This is a genomic window from Peribacillus sp. NPDC097284, from assembly GCF_044761765.1.
Classification (GTDB): Bacteria; Bacillota; Bacilli; order Bacillales; family DSM-1321; genus Peribacillus.
In genome coordinates, this window is sequence record NZ_JBIWCZ010000002.1 from 157126 (window position 1) to 181449 (window position 24324).

General features: G+C 40.3%; 26 protein-coding genes. 15 read left to right on the forward strand and 11 right to left on the reverse strand.

The features are described from left to right. The first annotated feature begins 14 nt into the window (after positions 1 to 14). Together ACIQXU_RS06515 and ACIQXU_RS06520 are read left to right on the forward strand one after the other, a co-directional pair. Positions 15 to 794: an enoyl-CoA hydratase/isomerase family protein gene (locus ACIQXU_RS06515; RefSeq protein WP_402867944.1), complete on the forward strand. Its 780-nt coding sequence runs from the start codon at positions 15 to 17 to the stop codon at positions 792 to 794. A 15-nt stretch (positions 795 to 809) separates the two neighbouring features. After that, the gene (locus ACIQXU_RS06520; protein WP_402987680.1) at positions 810 to 1787 is read left to right on the forward strand and encodes a quinone oxidoreductase family protein; all 978 of its coding nucleotides are present in this window, start codon (positions 810 to 812) and stop codon (positions 1785 to 1787) included. 50 nt (positions 1788 to 1837) lie between these two features. Here ACIQXU_RS06520 and ACIQXU_RS06525 read toward each other — a convergent pair whose 3' ends face one another. Next, on the reverse strand, positions 1838 to 2173 hold the full coding sequence (locus ACIQXU_RS06525) for a DUF3905 domain-containing protein (RefSeq protein WP_402867948.1): 336 nt from the start codon (positions 2171 to 2173) through the stop codon (positions 1838 to 1840). 120 nt (positions 2174 to 2293) lie between these two features. Between ACIQXU_RS06525 and ACIQXU_RS06530 the strand changes: the two genes are divergently transcribed. Then, positions 2294 to 2452 (forward strand): hypothetical protein, encoded by a 159-nt coding sequence (locus ACIQXU_RS06530; protein ID WP_402867950.1) that lies wholly within the window; start codon positions 2294 to 2296, stop codon positions 2450 to 2452. Beyond that, positions 2453 to 2593: a hypothetical protein gene (locus tag ACIQXU_RS06535; protein ID WP_402867952.1), complete on the forward strand. Its 141-nt coding sequence runs from the start codon at positions 2453 to 2455 to the stop codon at positions 2591 to 2593. A gap of 39 nt (positions 2594 to 2632) precedes the next feature. Here the strand turns inward: ACIQXU_RS06535 and ACIQXU_RS06540 are convergent, their stop codons facing one another. Together ACIQXU_RS06540 and ACIQXU_RS06545 are read right to left on the reverse strand one after the other, a co-directional pair. Then, on the reverse strand, positions 2633 to 4393 hold the full coding sequence (locus ACIQXU_RS06540; RefSeq protein WP_402987682.1) for a B12-binding domain-containing radical SAM protein: 1761 nt from the start codon (positions 4391 to 4393) through the stop codon (positions 2633 to 2635). Between the two features lie 172 nt (positions 4394 to 4565). Then, on the reverse strand, positions 4566 to 5618 hold the full coding sequence (locus ACIQXU_RS06545; RefSeq protein ID WP_402867956.1) for an acyltransferase family protein: 1053 nt from the start codon (positions 5616 to 5618) through the stop codon (positions 4566 to 4568). 266 nt (positions 5619 to 5884) lie between these two features. Here ACIQXU_RS06545 and ACIQXU_RS06550 point away from each other — a divergent pair, with 266 nt between their 5' ends. The 3 genes from ACIQXU_RS06550 to ACIQXU_RS06560 all read left to right on the forward strand — a co-directional run bounded on the left by ACIQXU_RS06550 (position 5885) and on the right by ACIQXU_RS06560 (position 9172). Continuing rightward, positions 5885 to 8044: a PAS domain-containing protein gene (locus ACIQXU_RS06550; protein WP_402987685.1), complete on the forward strand. Its 2160-nt coding sequence runs from the start codon at positions 5885 to 5887 to the stop codon at positions 8042 to 8044. Positions 8045 to 8317: 273 nt separating this feature from the next. Further along, a complete protein-coding gene (locus ACIQXU_RS06555; protein ID WP_402867960.1) occupies positions 8318 to 8542 on the forward strand; it encodes an aspartyl-phosphate phosphatase Spo0E family protein in 225 nt (74 codons plus the stop codon). A 72-nt stretch (positions 8543 to 8614) separates the two neighbouring features. Further along, positions 8615 to 9172 (forward strand): PilZ domain-containing protein, encoded by a 558-nt coding sequence (locus ACIQXU_RS06560; protein WP_402956090.1) that lies wholly within the window; start codon positions 8615 to 8617, stop codon positions 9170 to 9172. A 52-nt stretch (positions 9173 to 9224) separates the two neighbouring features. Here the strand turns inward: ACIQXU_RS06560 and ACIQXU_RS06565 are convergent, their stop codons facing one another. From ACIQXU_RS06565 to ACIQXU_RS06575, 3 genes are all read right to left on the reverse strand, one after another. After that, positions 9225 to 9956 (reverse strand): ZIP family metal transporter, encoded by a 732-nt coding sequence (locus ACIQXU_RS06565; protein WP_402867963.1) that lies wholly within the window; start codon positions 9954 to 9956, stop codon positions 9225 to 9227. Positions 9957 to 10054: 98 nt separating this feature from the next. After that, positions 10055 to 11284, reverse strand: a complete 1230-nt coding sequence (locus tag ACIQXU_RS06570) for an MFS transporter (protein ID WP_402956491.1) — start codon at positions 11282 to 11284, stop codon at positions 10055 to 10057. Positions 11285 to 11401: 117 nt separating this feature from the next. After that, complete coding sequence (locus ACIQXU_RS06575) at positions 11402 to 12904, reverse strand: ATP-binding protein (protein WP_402987688.1); 1503 nt, start codon at positions 12902 to 12904, stop codon at positions 11402 to 11404. 159 nt (positions 12905 to 13063) lie between these two features. Here ACIQXU_RS06575 and ACIQXU_RS06580 point away from each other — a divergent pair, with 159 nt between their 5' ends. From ACIQXU_RS06580 to ACIQXU_RS06590, 3 genes are all read left to right on the forward strand, one after another. Beyond that, positions 13064 to 13501, forward strand: coding sequence for a MarR family winged helix-turn-helix transcriptional regulator (locus tag ACIQXU_RS06580; protein ID WP_402867969.1), 438 nt, complete (start codon positions 13064 to 13066; stop codon positions 13499 to 13501). A gap of 239 nt (positions 13502 to 13740) precedes the next feature. After that, the gene (locus ACIQXU_RS06585) at positions 13741 to 15435 is read left to right on the forward strand and encodes a M3 family oligoendopeptidase (protein WP_402867971.1); all 1695 of its coding nucleotides are present in this window, start codon (positions 13741 to 13743) and stop codon (positions 15433 to 15435) included. A gap of 171 nt (positions 15436 to 15606) precedes the next feature. Further along, on the forward strand, positions 15607 to 16650 hold the full coding sequence (locus tag ACIQXU_RS06590; RefSeq protein WP_402867973.1) for a YkvI family membrane protein: 1044 nt from the start codon (positions 15607 to 15609) through the stop codon (positions 16648 to 16650). A 42-nt stretch (positions 16651 to 16692) separates the two neighbouring features. Here ACIQXU_RS06590 and ACIQXU_RS06595 read toward each other — a convergent pair whose 3' ends face one another. Together ACIQXU_RS06595 and ACIQXU_RS06600 are read right to left on the reverse strand one after the other, a co-directional pair. Further along, positions 16693 to 17322: a hypothetical protein gene (locus ACIQXU_RS06595; protein WP_402987691.1), complete on the reverse strand. Its 630-nt coding sequence runs from the start codon at positions 17320 to 17322 to the stop codon at positions 16693 to 16695. 202 nt (positions 17323 to 17524) lie between these two features. Continuing rightward, positions 17525 to 17701: a YkvS family protein gene (locus ACIQXU_RS06600; protein WP_402867977.1), complete on the reverse strand. Its 177-nt coding sequence runs from the start codon at positions 17699 to 17701 to the stop codon at positions 17525 to 17527. A gap of 425 nt (positions 17702 to 18126) precedes the next feature. Between ACIQXU_RS06600 and ACIQXU_RS06605 the strand changes: the two genes are divergently transcribed. Continuing rightward, complete coding sequence (locus tag ACIQXU_RS06605) at positions 18127 to 18321, forward strand: abortive phage infection protein (RefSeq protein WP_402867979.1); 195 nt, start codon at positions 18127 to 18129, stop codon at positions 18319 to 18321. A 49-nt stretch (positions 18322 to 18370) separates the two neighbouring features. Here the strand turns inward: ACIQXU_RS06605 and ACIQXU_RS06610 are convergent, their stop codons facing one another. From ACIQXU_RS06610 to ACIQXU_RS06620, 3 genes are all read right to left on the reverse strand, one after another. Beyond that, positions 18371 to 18859: a sigma-70 family RNA polymerase sigma factor gene (locus tag ACIQXU_RS06610; protein WP_402867981.1), complete on the reverse strand. Its 489-nt coding sequence runs from the start codon at positions 18857 to 18859 to the stop codon at positions 18371 to 18373. Between the two features lie 233 nt (positions 18860 to 19092). Beyond that, entirely contained in the window at positions 19093 to 19452 is a 360-nt protein-coding gene (locus tag ACIQXU_RS06615) for a PilZ domain-containing protein (protein ID WP_402956096.1), read from the reverse strand. An 85-nt stretch (positions 19453 to 19537) separates the two neighbouring features. Then, on the reverse strand, positions 19538 to 20368 hold the full coding sequence (locus ACIQXU_RS06620; RefSeq protein ID WP_402987693.1) for a thermonuclease family protein: 831 nt from the start codon (positions 20366 to 20368) through the stop codon (positions 19538 to 19540). Positions 20369 to 20551: 183 nt separating this feature from the next. Here ACIQXU_RS06620 and ACIQXU_RS06625 point away from each other — a divergent pair, with 183 nt between their 5' ends. From ACIQXU_RS06625 to ptsP, 4 genes are all read left to right on the forward strand, one after another. Next, a complete protein-coding gene (locus ACIQXU_RS06625; RefSeq protein WP_402956101.1) occupies positions 20552 to 21181 on the forward strand; it encodes an ABC transporter ATP-binding protein in 630 nt (209 codons plus the stop codon). Beyond that, positions 21181 to 21966 (forward strand): ABC transporter permease, encoded by a 786-nt coding sequence (locus ACIQXU_RS06630; protein ID WP_402987696.1) that lies wholly within the window; start codon positions 21181 to 21183, stop codon positions 21964 to 21966. The genes ACIQXU_RS06625 and ACIQXU_RS06630 overlap by 1 nt, the downstream gene beginning before the upstream one ends. 214 nt (positions 21967 to 22180) lie before the next feature. Further along, positions 22181 to 22447: a phosphocarrier protein HPr gene (locus ACIQXU_RS06635; RefSeq protein ID WP_402867991.1), complete on the forward strand. Its 267-nt coding sequence runs from the start codon at positions 22181 to 22183 to the stop codon at positions 22445 to 22447. Beyond that, complete coding sequence (gene ptsP, locus ACIQXU_RS06640; protein ID WP_402987699.1) at positions 22447 to 24165, forward strand: phosphoenolpyruvate--protein phosphotransferase; 1719 nt, start codon at positions 22447 to 22449, stop codon at positions 24163 to 24165. The genes ACIQXU_RS06635 and ptsP overlap by 1 nt, the downstream gene beginning before the upstream one ends. The last annotated feature ends 159 nt before the right edge of the window (positions 24166 to 24324 follow it).

Here is a 24324-nt window from a genome sequence, read left to right on the forward strand (position 1 = left end):
AGGGGGATGAAGACATGTTAAGAGAACATTTATTAACGGAGGTTTCCAATCATGTATTGCTGGTGACTTTGAACCGGCCTGAAAGTTTGAATGCCTTTAGTCCGGATATGATAGCGGACTTAACCAATACGATTGTTGATGTTCGGCAGAATTCTCAAATAAGAGCCATCGTAATCAGGGGAGCCGGACGGTCATTTTCCGCCGGAGGGGATGTCAAATCGATGGGCCAGGCCACTGCCGTACAAATGTATGACCATGTCGGTAAACTGAATGATTGTATATTGGCGATGGATTCCTGCGAGGTTCCCATTATTGCCGCGGTACATGGATTTGCTGCAGGGGCTGGTTTTAATTTGGCACTTGCTTGCGATTTAATCGTGGCTGCAGAGGATAGCCAATTTGCTATGAGTTTTTCAAAGGTAGGGTTAATTTCGGATGGAGGTGGTTCATACTTTTTACCCAAATTAGTGGGACCGCATCTTGCCAAACAACTCTTTTTCTCGGCCGAACCGATTTCGGCCGAACGTTTACATCAGTTAGGCGTTATCAATCATGTATTTCCATTGAATCAACTTGAAGAAGAAGTGTTAAAGATAGCCGACAAGCTGGCACATGGGCCAACAAAAGCCTATGGAATGATGAAAAAACTTGTGAGTCATTCGTTTACGGCTTCACTTGAGGAAATACTTGAACAGGAACGGATTACCCAAACCCTAATGGGGACAACTGAAGATCATATAGAAGGGGTTACTGCATTCAAAGAGAAACGAAAGCCGAAATATACGGGGAACTAAAAGAGGGGGAAGAAGATGAAAGCCATACAATTTGAAGCCTACGGTGGACCTGAAGTTCTAAAGTTGACAGAAAAGGAAAAACCCACGCCTACCGGATATGAAGTGTTGATTGAAATTGACTGTGTCGGGGTCAACTATGCCGATACAGCCCGGCGAGAAGGGCAATATGTCGTACCAACGCCGCTCCCGTTTATTCCAGGTGCAGAAGTGGCAGGGGTTGTGGTGGAAGTAGGCGAAAAAGTAACCAAGATCAAGGCTGGAACTAGGGTTGTGAGTTTGATTGAATCAGGCGGCTATTCCGAATATGCCTTGTCCAATGAATTCTCCGCCATTCCATTACCGGCTGAAATCTCTTTCCATGATGCGGTTGCTTTACCCCTTCAAGGGCTAAGTGCGTATCACATCTTAAAGACGATGGGACGCCTGCAGGCTGGGGAAGCGGTACTTATCCATGCAGCAGCCGGGGGCGTTGGGACGCTTGCTGTCCAGCTTGCAAAGATTTTCGGGGCAGGGAAAGTAATTGCCACAGCTAGCACCGAAGAAAAATTGGAACTCGCAAAAGAGATGGGGGCGGACGTACTCATTGATTATACGAAAGAGGGATGGGAGCTCGAAGTGAGAGAGGCGACAGACGGTAAGGGCGTGGATGTTGCCCTTGAAATGGCAGGAGGGGACATTTTCAATAAGACCCTGAAATGTCTGGCTCCTTTTGGTCGCATAGTCGTTTTTGGCAATGCTAGTCGTGAGCTATATACGATGAATCCTCAGAATTTAATGCGCCGTAATCAATCCGTCATAGGTTTTTTCCTACCCCAGATCATGAAAAGGCCGGATTTGCTTGTACCGAGTATCGAAGAGCTTTTCTCTTATGTAGCCTCAGGTAAACTAAAGATGACAATCGGAGGTATTTATCCAATCGAACAGGCAGCGGCGGTTCATGAAGAAATGAACGCGCGTCAAACGAAAGGGAAATTGATTTTGCAGATTAAATAAGGAAAGAGGGTGTCCTGGAAGTTTCAGGATACCCTTAAATTTGCGAGAGCTTAATCCGTTTCGGAGCTGACATCTTTATCGGGATGGAAAAAAGGGGCTTGAGGATCTCGTTTGGCTTCTAATAGTTCCCGATTTTCAGTCGAGTTCCAGCCAATATCATTTGTCGGGTGGACCCATTCATCACCAGCCATGATTTCCGGGTCTGTATCCTCACTCCAATTTTCAAGCGGTGAATTGTCTGAGGCGTACTTACTGTCCCCGATGACCACTCCATACTCATTCACAAATGGTGCTTCTGGTTTTATTCCAGTGTTCTTGAAGCTAGGTGCATTGATTTGATGTGGCTGAGTATCTGATAAAATTGGGTTATCGAGTTTTTTCTTCATTATATCCTCCTCCGTTTTTAGTCTTAATGTACGCGAATGACGATATATTATCCGTGAATAATTTTGAACGGAATTACCCCATTCTATAATGTTAACTTTTTTTATAGAGGTGGAATGAAAATGAAAAGGAAAGCCAATGTTGATGGGGCTGTAAAAGCCAGTAAAACGCCGAAGAAGAATCAAGGAATAGATGAATTTTCAAATGAATTTGCAGCCGATGAAAATGTCATGAAGGGTGCAAACCGTAACTCTAAACAAGGCAGAAAAGGAAGAAGTTAAATGAATAAACAAACACGTAAACAACCAGAGAAAAAAGATAAGGCCCAGTACGTACGAACGGAATTCGGTATGGAATTTAGTGAAGATATGAATGCAACCGAGATCTATGAAATACTGGCCGCGAAAAATAACAAAAAGTAAATAAGGACGGACCCCACAAACAGGGGTCCGTCCTTATTCTTATTGTATTGTGCTTTCAGCCTTAGATAGTGAAAAGATGCGAGAACCTTTACCACTTGGATCAAAATAGGCAAGCATGATGGAAGGTTGTTCAATTATGGTCCCATCCGTTAAGTAGGTTTCTAAATCAAACGGAAGTTCTTCAATCAAGGTATGCTTATATATTTCCTTTTCGTTCAGTTGTAAATCCCTGAAATCGGTTCCTAGGTGCTCGGGATGCTTAAGAATTTCTTCGTAAATCTTAGAACGGCCATGTTTATCTAAAGAGGCTTCCCACCAAGGTTTACGTGGCTTATATTTTTGATTCTTAAAGTAATCCAATTTCATGAGACCGATGACATTATTCAATTGATTGGTTTCCCTTTTAATCAAAAATAGCTCTAATCGCTTGAATAAATCTTCTAGCTGATGCCCAATGCGTGACCAGCCCTGCTCATCCCAATAGGTGCCGAATTCCTGGAAGAAGTCGAATGGGGAGGTAAATACCGTTTCTACAAGAAACTCGGTTGTATGGTTCATTCGATGATCGTTCCAGTATTTTTCAAGGACATCTTCGACTTGTTTAATGCGGACAATATCATCAAAGGTTAAAACATTGTTTCCCAGGATTTCGTAAGGGGCATGATCACTGTAAATATAATCGTGTTCATCCGCTCTAATGCGCAGCCCAGTGCCACGCAACATTTTTAAGAATCCGAGTTGCATCTCTTCGGGGCGTAGTGCAAAAACATCATTGAAGGTCTTTCTGAATGAAAAATAATCTTCTTCAGGCAGGCCAGCAATTAAATCGAGATGCTGATCTATTTTCTGTCCGTCTTTTACCATCGTGACAGTTCGGGTCAACTTTTCGAAATTCTGTCTTCTCATCACGAGATCATTTGTATGATCATTCGTAGACTGTACACCGATTTCAAAACGGAACAATCCGGCAGGCGCATGATCGTTCAAGAATTGAATGACTTCCGGGCGCATGATGTCAGCCGTGATTTCGAACTGAAAAACGACTCCAGGTTGATGCTCATCAATTAAAAACCTGAACATCTCCATCGCATAGCTCCGGCTAATGTTAAAGGTACGATCGACAAACTTAATCGTTCTTGCCCCATTATCCATCAAATACCTGATGTCTTCTTTAATTTTTTCGCGGTCAAAATAGCGCACACCCACTTCAATCGATGATAGGCAGAACTGACAGCTGAACGGACAGCCACGGCTTGTCTCGATATACGTCACCCGTTTGGATATCTCATTACGATCTTCCTCTAAACGGTATGGTGAGGGAAGGGATTTCAGGTCCACCTTGCCATTCTGGGGCTGAATCACCTTTTTACCATCTTGCCGATAAGCAATTCCACTAACTTTCTTATAGTTGTGTTCCCCTTCAATTTCGGAAAGCAGGTCCTTGAAGGTTACTTCCCCCTCGCCAATGACAATAAAATCAGCACCTGGAATTTGATCTAGCCAATCATGAACATCGTAGGTCACTTCAGGACCACCGAGGATGATAACCAGTTCAGGATTGATCTTTTTAAGCATCGCCACGACTTTCATGGTTTCTTCGATATTCCATATATAACAACTGAATCCGATTACATCCGGCTTTTTGGAATAGAGGTCGCCGACGATGTTCATAATCGGATCTTTGATGGTGTATTCCGCAAGCTGTGCATCGTATTCCGGTTGGGCATAAGCCTTCAGGTATCGTATGGATAGAGATGTATGGATGTATTTTGCATTAAGAGTACTAATAATTATATTCATAAAAAATGGCGCAATGAAAGCGCCTATCTCCTTTCGTGTACATGTTATCTAAAAGCCAACAAGCACTAACGAATAATTGTACCATAGTCTCTTGGTTTTGGAAAACCACTTACAGTATAAAATGTTAAATAGAAGAAATTAAAAGGACAACCCTATGGCTGCCCTTTTTGTTCTAAAACCTGGTAGTAGATTGTTTATGTTCTTTACTAGGCTTTATATATTCTTTAACTTTACGAGCGAACTGTTTGGTCCTGGATATTTTCAATTCGATAATGGGCTGTGCCATGGAACCTATGATTTCGCTTGAAAGCATAACTGTAATCAAGAAGGAAAGCCCGGCTAGCATGATGAAGCTTTCGGTGTTACTAAAGTATTCCTGAAGGGTGCTTTCACGGAAAAAACGAATGAAGAAGCCGTGAAGCAAGTACACATACAGGGTTTGCTTACCCCAGTTGGTAAAGAAATATTGTTGTCTTGGGATAAAGGATAAAAAGCTAAACACTGTAATGACACTTAATCCGTAAAAACCAAGACGTTTAAACATGGATATGATGGACGCTTCCTCTAGCTCGGAATAGGGCTTAGAGCCAAGCAACCATTTATAATTGATATCTGCTTTTAAATAAAAACCGATGAAAACAACAAGGATGATAGAGAGTGATGCTATATGGACTTTAGGTGTAAATAGTCTTTTTAAATGATCTTTGTTTAAATGATACCCAATTAAAAACATGGGGAAAAATACAAACGTTCTCGATAAGCTTAGGAAATTGGAAATGAAGTCCACATATCCAATTAGCAAGGCAATTAGGAACGATAAACCTATACCGACAAGCGGCTTCAGCTTAGAGAAACCGAGAAGCATGATATTCCAGCAAAATAAACTGATCAAGAACCACAAAGACCAATGGGGGGTGAGCATGTCTACATTGAAGGAAGAACGATCATATAGAAAATAATAGTACACCGTGTAAATGATTTGGAAAATGATATAAGGTACGATCATTTTCATGGTGATTTTCGCTAAATACCCTTTTTGATAAAATCCTTTTGCAAAAAAACCGGAAACAAGGATGAAGGCGGGCATATGGAAGGAATAAATGGTTTTGTAAAGTGCATAAATCGTTTCACTATCGTTTATATAGGTGTTCAACAAGTGTCCAAAAACGACAAAGCCCATGAGAATGAACTTAGCATTGTCAAAGAAAAAATCACGTTGTTTCATAGTTGCCTCCAAATATTTATTTTTAGGAGAAGAAATCATTGTATCTCTATACCCTAAAAATAGAGATTGAAATCCATTATCATGGAAAGAGCTTAAATTTCCCTTAATTCAAAAATGAATTAAAGGAATGGCAATATAAATTTTACACGCATGACTAATTCTATTCTACTGTTTTTTTTGGAATAGCGAGGGAATTTGGGGCGAATGTCGAAAGAGATAGGTGTCGAAAGAAATGAATGGAAGTAGGTTAGGAAAGGGGTTTGAATATGAATGTAGAGTACGAGGCTGCCTGTAATGAGGAAATCATCAGGTTGAATAAACACATCGAAGAATATAAAGAAATCTTTAATTCCATTATAGAGCCCCATATAATGATCGATGAAAACCTGAGATTCACCTATGCGAATGAGGCGGCATGCTTGTTGTTCGATCAGCCCAGAGAACAACTGGCTAAACTGAAGCTTAGTGATTTTCTTCAAGCAAGTACCTTACTTGCAGTGGATGTGGAGGGATTAAGCAGGCATAAAAAGCCTCTTAAGGAAAGGAAAGCGGTACAACTCCATAATGGAAACATGAGGGAGTTTGAGTTTATACAGGTTGGGACACTTTCAGGTGGGAAGAGGATTTTTCGTTTGGAGGATGTGTCTGAAATCGATCAGGTCGGGAATTTGATGCCACCGCAAATGGTTTTGGATAATTTCGATACAGCAAGAGAGGGTATTCTCCTTTTAAGTCGTAAAGGACTTATATTAGAGGCAAACTCCGCATTCATGAATGGTTTGAAAATCAATAAAAGAGATCTTATTGGGAAAAGACTATCAGATTTGGTGACACATGATGATAAGTCACAGCTAGACGAAGGGGTTAGTGAAATTTTTACAACATTGAATTCTATGGGTGAATTGGAGGTAACCCTACATGGGAAGCTTTGTCGTTTTACTTTTTCAACCCGTACACCAGTCGGAAATGAATTATTCATAACGACGTTTTCGAAGATCACTGAATCGAATATTATTGAAAAGAAATTAGAGTCGAGCGAAAGGATTTTTGCCGAGTTATTTGATCAATCGATGGAAGGAATCGTTTTTTGGAATGAGGCCGGTGTTATTTTTCGAGTCAATCAATCAGCCTGTAAAATATTTGAATCCACTAAGGAAGAAATGATTGGCAGTGACATATGGAAATTCATCTATAAGGAAAATCGTTATTTTAAAAGAATGCTTGCTACTTTTGAAAGAGACGGCCAAGTCAGGGATGATATTTTTTATAAGATGCCAAACAATCAAATCAAATTACTTGAATTAACGGCAAAGAAACATGAGGGCGATGGGTATAATGTAACCATCTTTCGTAATGTAACCGAACGCTGGGAAATAGAAAAAGAATTAAGGAAAAGTGAAGAGAAATTCAGGGAAATTTTTGAGGGGTCACTTGATGGGTTGATCTTATGGAACAAGGATGGATTTACGGACTTTAATGAATCAGGCAAGGCAATACTGGAAATCTCTAAGGAAAAACTCCTTTCTCTAACCGTAAAGGAATTCATCGGAAAAGTACCGGAAAATGCAATTGATTTGAATGCACATGTGGAAGCGGTATATAAAAAAGGAGTGTATTCTTCCATCATTCCACTAAAATTCCAAGATGGAAGGATTAAGCATATTGAATTTTTAACAAGAGGCAATCTGTATTCAAACCTGAATTTAACCATTTTTCGCAATGTAAGTGAAAGGCTTGAAATGCAAGAACAAATCAGGAAATCGGATACCTTACATGTTGTTGGTGAACTTGCCGCCGGAATCGCCCATGAAATTAGAAACCCCATGACAGCTTTAAAAGGTTTCATCCAACTGCTTGAAGATTTGGTCAAAGAGGATTTCTCTACTTATTTTCACATAATCACTTCAGAAATACAGCGCATCGAGACGATTATTACAGAGTTCCTGGTTTTGGCTAAACCGCAGGCCCTTCAATATTTGGAACAAGACTTGCACATCATCCTGAAAGAGACACTGGAGCTTTTAGCGGCACAAGCTTTACTTAATAATGTCCGCTTTGAGACAGATTTTGAGGGAATTGCATGCAACATATTCTGTGAAGCAAATCAGTTAAAACAAGTATTTATCAATATTATTAAAAATGCACTGGAAGTCATGCCGGATGGCGGCACAATTCGTATCCAATCGAGCCAAGTATCAAATAGCCACGTTCGCATCTCGATTATTGACCAAGGAAACGGGATATCCAAAGAAAAGTTAAAAAAGTTAGGTGAGCCATTTTATACGACAAAGGAAAGAGGGACCGGCCTCGGATTGATGGTCAGCTATAAAATCATAGAAGAACATAATGGATATATCGAAGTGGAAAGCGAAGTCGATAAAGGGACAGTTTTTCATATCTATTTGCCCATTAAAAGTGAAGCTTAGAGGATGATGCCAATTGGGTAACTGGTTCTTTTCACAAGGTTGGGTACTTGAAATCTTTCATAAATTGAAGGGTTTTTTTTTGTTTGAAAAGGTCATAAGGGTTCCCGTCATTTTCTGTCTTCTGTTGCTTTGAATTTTATCGCAATATAAGAAGTTTTGTCTTTTTTTGCGAACCTATTTACATATAAGGTATATTTTGTAATAATTCTTAAATATAATCAAACTCTAAAAAGGGCAGGAGTAGTGAATATAGGTATGAATTGTCGGAATGCAATGGAAATTTGTAACGAAATACGAATAAAACGGTGGGAAATGATGGATTTTGCGCAAATACACGGAATGAGTCATAATCATACCATTCGGATCAGTGAGGAGCTTGATAAACTGATTAATGAATATTTGATTCTGCAACATCATACGCCTATTGAAATGAGAGTGGAAACAAAAGACTTGGTCGTCATCTTACAGGAACCTTTCTACAATGATTACTTCCTTTAATAAAATATATAAGAAAATGGATCGTGAATTTATCTTTGGATAGCAGTGACTATGAAGAAATAGAGGTCAAGAATGGAATATATTCAACTAGTAAAACGAGGGGAGATTAGCCAGGCGGCATTATTTTTTATCGAAGGGGAACTGATGAATGTCATTGTTATGGATCCTGATCGATTTAATTCCGGTGATGCCGTTATCTGCCTGCATAAATCCCAAACATTCGAAACGAATATCATAAAAAAACAAGAGAATAATCTATACTTATTTGTTCCATGGTACGATACCCTTCAGGATAGTGAAAGAAGACGGGCTGCAAGGGTATCGTATGTTGCTCAAGGAAAAATCCAGTCCCCCCAAAAAAGTGAAAGGGTTCAGTTGATTGATTTGAGCATCAAGGGCCTAGGATTTTCGTGTGAAAACAAACTAATGAAAGCAGAGTTGCATACCATCACCTTTATGATTGATCATGCCAGGAATCATTTTACCATCAGGATACAAAATGAGCGGGAAATGGAAGATGCATATCGGTATGGAGTCAGTTTCATAGGAGTGCCTGTCAAAGATTTGTTTTATGTCAGGAGATATATTCTTAACAGTCAGCTTGATAAATTATCATCTGCGGCTGTTTAAAAAGGAAAAAGTCTGACTCACATAAGGAGCCAGCCTTTGTCATGTTCAATTATCATAGAATTTCCAATAAGATGACCATAAATAAGAGTCCGACTATGAAGGAATAGGTGGAGGTGCGCTCATTCCCATCCCCGTGACTTTCGGGAATCAATTCTTTGTAGACGATGAATAGCATAGCCCCAGCGGCAAATGCAAGACCATAAGGGACCAAGAATTCAATATAAGAGGTTAAGTAATATCCTAATAGACCCGTGACGATTTCTATGGCGCCAGTTAAGGTGGCAATTATGAAAGCCGTGAATCTCCCAATTTTTTGATTGATTAGAAACAATGCGACGAGCAAGCCTTCGGGAGCATTTTGGAGACCTATTGCAAAAGCTATCAAATTCCCTGTATCAGGCGCATTTGAGGCATAACTGACCCCAACGGAGAGACCTTCAGGAATATTGTGCAATGTGATGGCCGTGATGATGAGCAAAGCTTTCTCATCAAATTGAATACCACTTTTCGTATGGCCGAGATCAATGTGTGGAATATTTTTTTCCATCATCGTTAAAGTTAAGACTCCGAGGAAAACCCCGATGATAAGTTGGATATACCCCCCGGTTGCCAATGATTCTGGAATGAGGCTTAGCAAGGAAGCAGCCATCATGATTCCAGCTGTAAATGCTAAAAGTGTATCCCTGAATCGATGGGTCATGGACCCTTTAATGAAAAGAATCGGTAGCGCACCGGCCCCTGTAGACATAGCAGAGAGGATACTGCCTAATAAAACTCCACTCATAAATTTCTCCTTTGCATGGTTGTTCTTTTTTCTTCTTCTCTGGGTAAAACAATAATGTATTGTATTTTTGATTATCCAAATTGGTTACAGTGTGAAACCTATTTTTCGGGATACCATTGTTTTAACATGAAATCACTTGGTAGGAAGACACTGAGGATCCCTAGCAAGGGCAAAAATCCTACGATTTTAATCATGGCTGCAATCCCGATAATATCTGCAATCGCCCCCAATGAAACGGATCCAATCGCCCCCATGCCAAAAGCGAGTCCTACAGTTAGACCAGCCATTGTCCCCACTTTACCGGGAACTAATTCCTGTGCATATATGACGGTAACGGAAAAACTGCTCATGATGATGAATCCGGCAATCAGTAATAGAATGAAAGCTGCAATCGGTGGTACGAATGGCAGAAGACCGGTTATCGGCGTACTTGCAGCAAAGGAAAAAAGTATCACGTTTTTCCGCCCAAAGCGGTCGGCGAGCGGGCCACCGAAAAATGTCCCGACTGCCCCAGCGGCTAAAAAGGCAAAAAGGAAGATCTGTGCCGCTTTTATTGTGAATGAGTGCTGTTCGATTAAATAAAAACTATAAAAATTTGTCATGCAGGATACATACCAGGAGCGGGCGAAGATAATGAATAATATTAAGACCAAGGCTTTGGCCACTTTATTGGAACGCTCTTTATTAACGACTTTAGCCGCCAGAGTTTTTGGCTGAAAATGCACGAGCCTTTGGGAATACCACTTGGCTATGTACAGTAATAGCATGACCGCGGCAAAGGCAACGAAAGCAAACCAGAGAGCGCCCTTCTGCCCGAACGGGACAAGAATGATGGCCGTGATGAGCGGAGCTAGTGCCTGCCCACTGTTTCCACCCACTTGATAAATTGACTGGGCCAATCCACGCTTGGGACCTCCAGCCATATAGGCGACTCTGGATCCTTCTGGGTGGAAAATGGCTGATCCAAAGCCCATTAAAACGACAGCACCGAGTATAGTTATATAGTTTGGTGCAAGAGCCAGGATGATGACTCCGATTAATGTGCTGGTTAATCCAACTGGCAAAGCATAAGGCAGTGGCTTTTTATCGGTATAAAATCCGACAGCTGGCTGTAGAAGTGATGAGATGATGTTCAGGCAGAAGGCAATCATGCCCAACTGTGTATAAGTTAAAGACATGGATTTTTCTAGGATGGGAAACATGGCCGGTACCACGGCCTGAAGAGAATCATTCATTAAGTGGCATATGCCAATAATAATCATTATTTTGAGGGTCATCTCTTGATTTTTTGGTATAGGTTTAGTTGCTGTGGTACTTGCCATATGTATTTGCCTTCTTTCTAAATTAGAATCTTATTCTAGTGACCTTTTATTTAAGGTCCGTCAAGATGATTATCTTAGGATAGAAGGGTTTACTTTACTGAAACGTGATTCTTTCCATATAGATTACTTACTCACGTTCTCTTTTAGGATTGGTAAGCGAATCATGACCGTCGTACCCTCCGAAAGCTTGCTTGTAATCTCGATTGTTCCATTGAAGAGTTCGATGATTCTCTTGCAGACGAAAAGTCCTAAACCGGTCCCTTCCTTTTTGGAAGTATAGAATGGCTCAAATACTTTCTGGATGTCGTTCGATTCCAACCCGTGTCCAGTGTCAATGATTTCTATAATAGCTTCTTGTTTTTTTTGATAAATATGTATGGCCAGGTTTTTGCCTTGTTCCATGGCCTCAAAGCCATTTTTTGCTATATTAAGTATGACCTGCTTGAGTTGGTCCTTCGTACAGTATACAGGAAGTGGTGACCTAACTATATCCCATTCGACTTCGATACAGTAAAAACGAGCTTCAGATTCTATTATCGGTCTTAATTCAGCAACGATACCGCGTACATCATATGAGGATAAGTTTTGCACCATCGGCTTACCTAGAATCAAGAACTCACTGACGATACTGTTTATCCTTTCTATCTCTTTCATGATGATGGAATAATAAAACTGGTCTTGTTCATCTGGATGCTTCTCATTTAGCAATTGGACAAGTCCTTTTATGCCCGTGAGTGGATTTTTGATTTCATGTGCAGTACTTGCTGCAAGTGTACCTACGAAATTCAACTTTTGGTCATCAATGAGTTGTTTTTGTTTTTTTGAATTCCTACGATAGAGGAACTCATATACAATAATATAAATCACATGGGTGATGATGAAGGTGAAAAATATAAAAGAATAGAATATATGGATGTTTTGGGTATCCTTTTTTTCAAGCATTTTAACTGATATGGACCATTCGGCTTCTGTCAAGGGGAGGGTCATCCATCTTGAACTTGGGTTTACATTCCCGATATTTATATCAACGACCTTTTCTCTCTCATTCGTTTGAAGTTTTACTGTTTGTTCAGGTGAAAGTGTATTCAAGATATTCTTTAAATAATCGAATTTGATCTGAACCAATAAAAATCCCCGTACTTCCTTATCCTTTTCCAATATTGGGGCGAAGATGGTGAAGCATGTACAATTCAAATCATCAATTCCTGTTTTGTGGGCCATCACCGCTTTTTGAGTATTTATAGCTAAGTCCATATCTTCATGATCAATTAATTTGGATTGGGGGGGCTGCTTGCTTGTACTATGTATGGTCATTCCTTCTCGATCCAGTAGATAAATGTCAGCGTATCTGGGGTCTGTATCTTTGATGGAGTCTAACAATTGATTCTTTGATTTTTCGTCCATATATGGAATAGAACGGTTACGACTCAACCATTCCACATTTCCCTTGGTTTCCCTGATTACTTGGTCTATCGATTTTTGATAAACGGATCCAATCCATTCAGCCTTTGCTTTCCGTTCTTCTTGGATGGAATAATCAAAATATAACCAATAAGTGATAGTTAAAATGATTAATGGTAAAATGACAATAAGTATGTATTTCGAAAATCTCTGCCTTGAATTCATGTGGTCACTACTTTTATTTTTTCTTTTAGTATATCAAACTGGAGAATTAAACAATAGCAATAGCCATGCCCTATAGGCAAATTGACAAAAAAGGCGCAATAGAATATAATAACCTTCAATTCAAGATATTTTAATTAAAAATTTTAAGGTTGTGAAGTTATGGGGAATGATAGCATCCAACAGTCATTAAAGCTGTTTATCGTGATGTCAAGAGCTCACCGTTCGATTAATGATATAGTGAATAAACATATAGCTGAAGCGGGCTTGAATCCTACTGAATTTGCCGTACTTGAACTGTTATATCATAAAGGTGATCAACCTCTTCAACAAATCGGTGGCAAGATCCTGCTTGCAAGCGGTAGCATTACTTATGTAGTGGACAAGCTTGAACAGAAGGAGTTTTTACAGCGGATAGCTTGTAAAGATGACCGACGTGTAACGTTTGCCAAAATTACGGATAAAGGTAAAGCCTTTATTGAGGATGTCTTTCCTGATCATGAAAAAAGAATCGATGATGTGATGAGCGTCCTTACGAAAGAGGAAAAAGAAACGGCAATAGAATTACTGAAAAAGATTGGTTACTCCGCAAAAAAATAATCCAGTAAACCAGCACCTTAATTTAATTGAGGTGTTTTTGTAGTTTTATTATGATTCGTCCGAAACTGACGGTCATGCCCACTAAAGGCGGAGAACCCTATTACTTTTTTCGTAAATAGGAAGGCTTTACATAAGAATATGGCGAATGTAATTATGTCCTATTTTAACTGGCAACCAATGAACACGATAGGTGTTTTTTTGGGAAAAAGGGATACAAATGATGAAATTGGGGTGTAAGTATGAAATTTAATGAGTATAAATATGAACGGCCTGAATTGGATGACATTAAAGGGAAGTTCACGAAAGCTCTTAAGCAGTTTGTGGATGCGACTGAGGTTGAAGAACAAGTAGAGGCCATAAGTGAAATAAATGCCATTCGAAACTATGTTGGTACGATGAGCAATCTGGTCTATATTCGGCATACCATTGATACGACTGATGAGTTTTATAAAAATGAAAATGATTATTTGGACGAATTCTCACCTGAAATGGAGGAAATGACTTCCGCGTTTTATACAGAACTCGTTCAATCGAAATTCCGTCGGGAACTTGAGTCCAAGTGGGGAAGGCAACTATTTGATTTGGCTGAGGCACAGCTCAAAACGTTCTCGCCGGAAATCATCCCGCAACTGCAAAAAGAAAATAAGCTGGCAAGTGAGTACTCACAGTTAATAGCTTCCGCGAAAATTGAATTTGAGGGAGAAGAGCGGACATTGGCACAGCTTCAGCCCTTCATGGAGTCTGAGAGCCGTTCCATCAGAAAAATGGCAAGTGATGCTTACTATGGTTTCTTTGCAGAGAAGCAGGACGAACTGGATCGGATTTTTGATGAGCTGGTAAAGGTGCGACATGGCATAGCAACGACATTAGGGTATGATAACTTCGTCGAGCTAGGTTATTATCGCATGACACGGACCGATTATAATGCAGAGATGGTGGCAGCTTTCCGTAAACAGGTGAAAGAGGAAGTGGTCCCGCTCGTTACCCGCTTGAAGGAACGTCAGCAGAAACGCCTAGGTCTGGAGAAACTCTATTATTACGATGAGAATTTCCAATTCAGTACGGGGAATGCCGTTCCTAAAGGCGAAGCGGAGTGGATCGTGGAAAATGGTCAAAAAATGTACCATGAACTTTCTGCCGAAACGGATGAGTTTTTCAATTTTATGATTGAAAATGATTTAATGGACCTGGTTGCTAAAAAAGGAAAAGCAAGTGGTGGATATTGTACATTCATTGAAGATTATAAAGCTCCCTACATTTTTTCCAACTTCAATGGGACATCTGGTGATATCGATGTTCTTACACATGAGGCAGGACACGCTTTCCAGGTGTATCGAAGCCGTGACCTGGATATTCCGGAATATAATTGGCCAACCTATGAGGCTTGCGAAATCCATTCGATGAGCATGGAGTTCCTTACATGGCCTTGGATGGATCTGTTCTTCAAAGAAGATACAGAAAAGTATAAGTTCTCCCATTTAAGTAGCTCGCTCGTGTTCCTGCCATATGGGGTGGCTGTGGATGAATTCCAACATTTTGTCTACGAAAATCCAAACGCATCGCCACTTGAGAGAAGACAGGCATGGCGCAAAATCGAGAAGGAATACTTACCTCATCGTGATTATGAAGAGAACGGATTTTTAGAGGGCGGAGGCTATTGGCAACGTCAAAGTCATATCTATCAGTCTCCATTTTATTACATTGACTATGCTTTGGCTCAAATATGTGCTTTCCAATTTTGGAAAAAGTCTGTGGAAAAAGATGAGAGTGCGTGGAAGGACTATTTAAACCTTTGTCAACTTGGAGGAAGTAAATCATTCCTTGGGCTCGTGGAATCGGCCAACCTTGATTCCCCATTTGCAGAAGGTACTGTGCAGTCTGTCGTAAGGGTTATCGATGAATGGCTGAGTTCGGTCGATGACCAAGCTTTATAAGTTGTGAAATCTCGTGAATCGTTAGCGGGTCTTCTATAGAAAGGCGCTCCCTTTAGAGGGAGCGTTTTTAAAATGGGAGGACCGAAGCTTTCCCATTAATTTAGGTTAATCTGACTTGGACTGTCTTAAAATTCTCCCTCTTACATATAGATGTAGGGAGGAGGGGTGTACATGCTTTCTAGGTGGTCAGGAATCTTTCAGGTTGCAGCCGTTTATGTAGGTACAGTTGTCGGAGCGGGTTTTGCAACTGGAAAGGAGGTTGTTGAGTTCTTTACCCGTTATGGCTTTTATGGCTTTATCGGGATTTTAATAGCAGGCTATATTTTCATTTTCAGTGGTACGAAGATCATGTTGATTTCCTCAAGGATCAAGGCAGCTTCCTATGAAGAATTCAATCAATTTTTATTTGGGAAGAAATTAGCGGGCGTCATCAATGTTTTTTTCCTTATCATGCTGCTAGGTGTTACAGCGGTCATGATTTCGGGATCAGGTGCCGTTTTCGAGGAACAGCTTGGCATCTCGAAAAACGTTGGGAGCTGGACAACGGCCCTTCTGGCTTCATTGGTTTTGATGCTAGGAATGCGTGGGCTTTTTACAGTGAATTCTTTTGTTGTTCCCATCATGATTCTATTTAGCTTGATTCTGTTCTTCTCGACTTTAGGGACGGGTGAATTTTTATCTTCTCTAACGCAATTCCCAGAAGAACGGATCAGCTTGAAGATGATATTCTCCCCGTTTGCCTATACCGCTTTTAACCTGGCTTTAGCGCAGGCGGTGCTTGTTCCGGTGGCGTATGAGGTTAAGGATGAAAGAATTATAAAGCAAGGTGCTATTTTGGGTGGGGTATTCCTTACGATTATTCTACTCACTGGGCATTTATCACTTATGACCCTTCCGGATGTGATGAGCTATGAAATTCCATCGGCGGTCCTTATGAAAATGGTGGGCGGTCATTTACATTGGATGTTCATCTTGGTGATATACGGCGAAATCTTCACTTCAGTCATCGGAAATATTTACGGATTGCAGAGGCAAATCAGCAACTATATTAAAGTGCCTGGCATATTCATCATCGCCTTCAGCTTTATTGTGGCGTTGATTATCGGCACGTACGGATATGGAAGACTCCTGGGTTATCTCTATCCGGTATTTGGATACATAAGTTTACTGTTTTTAATCCTCGTCTGGAAAAGTGATGCAGGCAAAAAAATATAAAACGAGGGAAAGGGCTTACGTGCCCTTTCCCTTTATTTGATATCAGGATTCTTTCATGATTGTTTTAGCCATCTCTAGAAAGGCATCCCGGTAATCTTTGTCCTTCTTTGTAAACATGGTTAAGCGGACAGGGGACTTCTCATCTTTGAGTAAGACAGAAGTAACCACATCATCGCCGTTCACGACTTCATAGCCGGAACCATTATCTATGTTAAGTGCCGGGTCCTCTATCTTCTCTGAAATGCTTTTCAGTTGGGTTTGGACATTTTCCTCTACTTCGTCCCATTTGACATCGCCCGTTAATAATTCAATCCTCATGGATACAGAGTCGTCATCGGTCAGGAAAAGGACATCCTTTCCAGGCTCCTCGGCAGTCAACTCGAACTGTTGTAAGACGTATAGGCTAAATGGTTGATTATCACTATTTTTCAGGAAGGCTGTTTCTTCTTTTGCTTCCCCATTACTTGTATATTGCAAATTCTGTTCCATAAGCCTAACCTTTTTTGTCCCTTCAGAACTATCAGTAGCTCCATTTGTTGAGCCTGCTGTATTCTCTTCTTTTACCGTATCTTCTTGTGGTTCAGCCGTCTTGTCGTCCGTGGTTGTCCCACATCCGCTCAGCAATAGGGCCGCCATTGTCGCTCCGCCTAAATATTGCGTCCATTTTTTCATCGTTTTCCCTCAACTTTCTGTTGAATTTCTCATATGTGTAGAAAGGCATGACCTATCGACGCTCTGGAGAGAATCATCCCTTTTATATATAGACGAATGAAAAAGAAAAAAGTTACAAATGATATCATGGTAACCAAATGAACCATAAAGTTCCTGCATAGGAAAACGGAATGGTCAAAAACCATTCCGTCGTTCAGTACCTTCATCCGATGATCTTATAATTTTTATGATTGACAACTGTCTTCTGTTCAAGCTCCAAGTCAAGGTAATTTTCCATATACGTGACGTCCACGATTACAGAGTTCTCATTCACTTTCTCGACGATTCCTTGTAAGCCTTCTCTAAATTCAATGATATTTCCAACTTCCGCTTTCTTCATGGTAATCATCCTTTCCCATCTCGTTTTCAATGATAATCAGTAACTATGAATAAATGGATTATTCGAACACCTTGCTGTTTAGATTTTGACCTGGGAAGTGCAAGTAAAAAGATATAGAGTAGTTATAATGACTGGTTAGAAAGTACAGGTATGTGTTTTTTGCATATTATGGAAATCAATATAAGCACACTTACTCTTACTTGTATGAGTCTGGATGATACTTATGTACGAAAAATACCAATCAATTTACAATGTGATATTTTACTTTACAGTTTGCACTATTTTTATGTATTCGTAAAGAATAATATAGTCAAGAGACCACAAAAAGTTCTGATTGATAATAAGCGTTAAGGTTATGTTAAAATAGAAACGGAATTTCTCCTATACAGGTAAGGAACAGAAACAACTAATAAGGAGGAAATAGAATGGATTCCGAAGAAGCAAAACTAGTCCTGAATAAACTGGCTAATCGGGAAATGGAAGAGTTCAGGATCAATAAGGAAGAATTTTTGAGTTTTCGTGAAGTGCTTGTTCAAAGAGCGGATTTCAAACATTTCCGAGGAAATGCCCAACATAATGGGGAAGTCATTTATACGTATTTAGAGGAAGCAAGAAGTTAAAATAGGAAAAGGACGGTTCGAATCGATGAACCGTCCTTTTCCTATTTTTTTATGGAATATCCATCTCCTTCCTCAATTTAAGAAGGGTGGTTTTTCGCCATGATTTCACGGCTGCAATCGAGACATTGAATGTATTGGCGATTTCATTTTGATTTTTATTTCCGATGAAAGTAAAGATGAGCCAGCGTTGCTGGTTCAATGTCAAGTTTTCTGTGTAGGCTAAGAGGTTCTCTGTCACGAGGGCCTCTGTGTGCATAGAAAAGGGATCTTCTATTTCAAGAACCGCTGCGTCAACTGGCTGGATATGCGTGTCGTATTTATGGAGGCGTTTTAATTCATTGATGATTCTCCCTTTTATGACTGTATATGCGAAGTTGGAGAATTGTCCGTTTGCTTCCTTGTACTTGCCTTGAGCTTCCCATAATGCAATTAATCCAATTTGAAAGAAATCCTCTTTGTTTTTATAAATGGATAGTGAGCGGATAACATGATGAATCATCGGAGTGAATTGTTCTGATAAACTTGTAAAACCGTCCATTTTCTACGCCTTTTTAAAAAGTGCACTTTTCGTATATTCCCGGGTGCTTTCACCTTAAATAATTTCATGGAATATATCGAAATGGAAAAATGCATAAAATAAAGGGGAGAAAATTGAATTTTGCGACGGAAAAACGTAAAAAAGCACCATCCATTATCGATATTTCGAAGTTTTGATTGGGTTAGACAAAATAAATAAAGGCACACCCGGCTTGCCGGGTGCGCCTAATGAAACTATTGATTATTTTTCCGATAGATTTTCAGTTCCTTGATTATCGTTTCTTTCAAACTTTCATTTTCATTCATAATGAAACCGTACATATAAGCGGATCCACTTTTCTTTTTCCAGAGAATTCGTCCACGTAAATCAATCTCGTCTGCATTTATGATGAAAGTTAGCAAAAGCTCGAGGTCCGCTTGCTCCGGAAGGTCAAGATTGGACTGGAACTTGAGCCCTCCGGCACTGATGTCCAGAACGGACATGGCCCCATTTCGGCTTTTATTTTCCAAGTTGTTTACTCTAATGATGCTAAAAAAACCAGAAAGCGGACGATCGAAAATAAAACGAAATGCTTCATCCCTGTTATATTTCACAATATGTCCCCCTGGAAATTCAGTATCTTTTCCGTTTTCTATTTTATCCATTTACAAGAATGAACGGATGGATACGTGTATGACCTTAACTCTGTGATTTCCGGAAGCCGGCCTTCACTGCATCCTTTTCTGTACAAAACATTTCTTCTTCTTTTGTTATATCATAGTATTGTCCACTTGGTATGTGGTAGATCTTATCACCTTTTGAATTGATATTTCCTTTAATGTTCGGATTGGAGCACGATGATTTTTCGGTGGTTTTTTCTGTTGTTCCTTTATCCGTTTTCGAATCATCGAATCCTTTCGAAGTGGCATAGTTTTCAATCGACCAAATGCCGATTTCCTCTTTTTGAGCTTGTTTCTGGATGGCTTCCAGTTCGTCAAGATATTTTGTATTGGGTGCATATACGTATGCGACCCGTGCGAGCCCTTTTTCTAGCAGAAGCTTATTTACCATTTTTCCATCTACATAAAAATAGGCCAGCAGACGCCCATATTTGTCTCGTTCACCGATTCCTGTCTCCACTTCCACCTCCGAACCGGCAGGCATTAGCTCTTTTGAAAACTTGCTAGCTTCAGGACCAAAGGGTTGTACGGGCTTGGAAGGATGGACGGTTTCGGGGGTATCGATTAAAAGAAGCCTGACCGTTTCTTGCTTTCCATTAGACGTCTTAATTTTCACCGTGTCGCCATCGACCACGCGAACTATTTGAGCTGTGAAGGTTTTTCCTTTTGATTCATTGGAGACTTGGTCTGTAGAAAGGGAGTTTTCCTTGGTGGAAGTATTCGTTTCTTCTGTGGACTTTTCTTCTGACAAATCGTCGGTTATTTCCTGGCAACCTGTTAATGTAAACGCACATAACGAAATCAGTAAAAATACATATTTAAAAAAAGTACTATATGTCGGTGTAGTCACCATAAATCCTCCATTCAAGTTGTTTTCCATGGTGTCATGGATAAGTAAGGGTCGCAAATAATACTACCTTATAAAATGATGAAAGAAAATGAAAAATATTCTATTTTCACCATATCCACTGTCCTCTCTGATGGTTTATTCTTATTAAGAAATCGTGAAGCAAGAAAGGTAGGAACCGGAAATATGTTCAGGTTAGAAAACATAACGTTTAAAGGGATTCTAAATATTGACCATCTTGAAATCCCGGCAAGGAAAATAACTTGTTTGACTGGGGAGAGCGGAGCTGGGAAAACGTCACTGCTTAGACTATTAAATAGAATGAATGAGCCGGACACCGGGTCGATTTTTTATCAAGAGCAACTCCTTGGAACATTTAACCCGATAGAGCTCCGTCGCCAAGTTACGATGCTATCTCAAACAGCACTCACCTTACCTGGAACCATTGAAGAAAACCTCCAATTTGGATTAGAGTTGACCGAAAGAGAAAAGGAATCAAAGGACGAGCTACTAAACGTACTTGAAACGGTATTGTTAAAGAAGCCATTATCAGCTGATGTAGAGAAATTGTCGGGTGGGGAGAAGCAAAGGTTGGCATTGGCAAGATTGCTTCTATTAAAGCCTGACGTATATTTATTGGATGAGCCAACATCCGCTCTTGATGAAGAGTCAGAGTTGGATGTCATGAACCGTTTTTTAACAAAAGTGAAACAGGAAATGGGAACCGTGGTCATGATTACTCATTCCAGGCAACTTGTGGATGAATATGCTGAGGAAAGGATCGTTCTTAAAAAGTCAAAGGAGGGGGACTATTAATGGAGAGTAGTGGGATAATAAATATTGAGCTTTGGCGTTTATGTGCGGCCTATGTATTCGTGGTTCTCCTGCTTATCATTGTAAAATGGCGAGGGATATCGAGGGAAAAACAAATTTTGCTCGCTACAGTACGCATGACGGTCCAACTTATTCTTGCAGGGTATGTATTGACGTATATATTCGAGAATCCCCATCCCTTGCTTTCAATAGGATTTTTATGTTTGATAGCCTGGTTCTCTATCCGAAATATTTTTAAACAAATACCCTTTACGCTCAGCAAGAAAATCAAACGAATGATCATTTTGAGTATGCTCACAGGTCCGATGGCCGCTTTGCTTTATTTTAACTTGGTCGTCATCCATTTCACGCCATGGTATGAACCACGTTACTTTATCCCGATTGCTGGTATGATTGTGGGGAATGCGATGACCGGCGTTACGTTAGCTTTAAAGAACCTGCACGACGGCATCACAAGTAACCGCGATAAGGTGGAGGCGATGTTGATGCTTGGCGCCACGCCGCAGAAAGCCGTCAAAAAATATGTGGATGCCGCTTTCGATTCGGCAGTGCTGCCGACTTTGAATAATATGTTGGGTATGGGGATCATTTTCCTTCCGGGAATGATGACTGGGCAAATTCTTTCGGGAATCAGTCCGCTCATCGCCATAGAATATCAAATTGCCATACTTATTGGGATTCTTGGTAGTGTCTCCATAACGGTCATCCTCTTTATCTTGCTGAGTTTTAAGGCGTTTTTCACAAAGTCTGCACAACTGTCCATCTAAAACTTTTTAAAGGAAATAAATTAATTGTTGCAGTTTTATCCTAATTTTTGTACGATTCTTTAGAAACAGGATAGTTATGGTTTGTTTGTTGAGAATGATAATGATATTCTGAAAAGGAAATCGTAGATTTTCGTATCTTTCTTAAATGAATAGGGAAAAACCTTACATATCCTATTCTTGTTAGTTTATTTTATATTAAAGGAGAATGATTTATATGGTAGAAAAAACGTTTACAGTAACTGCAGAAACAGGAATTCATGCTCGTCCCGCTACATTGCTTGTACAAGCAGCTGGTAAATTTGATTCAGAAATCAACCTTGCATATAAAGAGAAAAAAGTGAATCTTAAATCCATTATGGGTGTTATGTCTCTTGGAATCGGTAAAGGTGCAGAAATCACGATTACTGCAGAAGGCAGCGATGAAAATGATGCTCTAAAAACACTTTCTGACACATTGAGCAGAGAAGGTTTGGCAGAATAATGTCCACGCTGATAAGTGGAATCGCAGCGTCAAGCGGCATAGCCATCGCGAAAGCCTATCGTCTTATCGAACCGGAATTGTCGGTTGAAAAAAGGAGTATTGAGGATGTTGAGGCTGAAGTAACCCGTTTCAAGGAAGCCATCCAAAAATCTACTTCAGAATTGGAAATCATCAGGAACAAGGCCGAGCAGGATTTGGGGGCCGATAAGGCAGCCATTTTTGATGCCCATTTACTAGTACTTTCCGATCCGGAACTTTTGAACCCTGTTCAGGATAAAATCAAGTCCGAAAACATAAATGCTGAATCTTCTTTACATGAAGTTGCAAGCATGTTCATTACGATGTTTGAACAAATGGATAATGAGTACATGAAGGAAAGAGCCGCTGATATTCGTGATGTAACAAAACGTGTCCTATCTCATCTTTTGGGTATACATATTCCGAATCCAAGCATGATTGCAGAAGAAGTGATCATCATTGCCGAGGATTTGACGCCTTCTGATACGGCCCAGTTAAATCCGATGTATGTTAAAGGGTTCACGACTGATATCGGTGGCAGAACATCACATTCAGCCATTATGGCTCGTTCATTAGAGATTCCGGCAGTCGTAGGAACTAAAACGGTGACCGCTTCCATCGAAAATGGGGACTTGGTCATCATAGACGGGCTTAATGGCGAAGTGCATATTAACCCGACCCCTGAACTTGTGCAACGGTACGAGGAAATGCAGAAAAAATATGCCTTGCAGAAGGCTGAATGGGCAAAGTTGGTCCATGAACAAACGGTTACAAAAGATGGGCACCAAGTAGAGCTGGCAGCCAATATTGGGACACCAAAGGATTTAGATGGTGTTCACAAAAATGGTGGGGAAGGAATCGGTTTGTACCGGACAGAATTCCTCTACATGGGAAGAAATGAAATGCCTAGTGAAGAAGAGCAGTTTGAAGCCTATAAGACGGTGCTGGAAGGGATGGCCGGAAAGTCGGTTGTCGTCAGAACACTTGATATAGGCGGGGACAAAGAGTTACCCTACTTGCAGTTACCTAAGGAAATGAACCCATTCCTTGGCTATCGGGCAATTCGTTTATGCTTAAATGAGCAAGAAATTTTCCGTATCCAGTTACGGGCGTTGCTACGGGCAAGCATTTACGGAAACTTGAAAATCATGTTCCCAATGATTGCGACCTTAACGGAATTCCGCGAAGCCAAAGCTGTGTTGGAAGAAGTGCGGCAGGAATTACTTGAAAAGGATATCCCGGTGGCAGAAAAGATTGAAATCGGCATCATGGTTGAAATTCCTTCCACTGCGGTCATGGCAGATATTTTTGCCAAAGAGGTCGATTTCTTCAGCATTGGTACGAATGACTTGATTCAATATACAATGGCAGCGGACCGGATGAATGAGAGAGTCTCGTATTTATATCAACCATATAACCCGGCAATATTACGACTTGTTAAAATGGTAATTGATGCTGCCCATAAAGAAGGAAAATGGGCAGGAATGTGCGGCGAGATGGCGGGAGATGAAGTGGCTGTCCCTATTTTAATTGGGTTGGGCCTTGATGAATTCTCGATGAGTGCCACCTCTATCTTAAAAGCTCGATCTCTAATCAGGAAACTTTCCCTTGAAGAAATGAAAAAACTATCACAAGATGTCTTGATGATGGATACAAACGAACAAGTGAAAGAAGCTGTACTTGAAAAAGTGAATAAATAGCATGACAAACGGCACTTTCATCCAATGAAACTTCAATGGATGAAAGCACCGTGTTTATTTTTTTGAAATCTTCCAAAAGATGTTTAACAACGTTATACATGGGTAAATAAAGGACAAGCACAGTTGTTTAGCTCGATATGAGCAACTGACATTCTCATT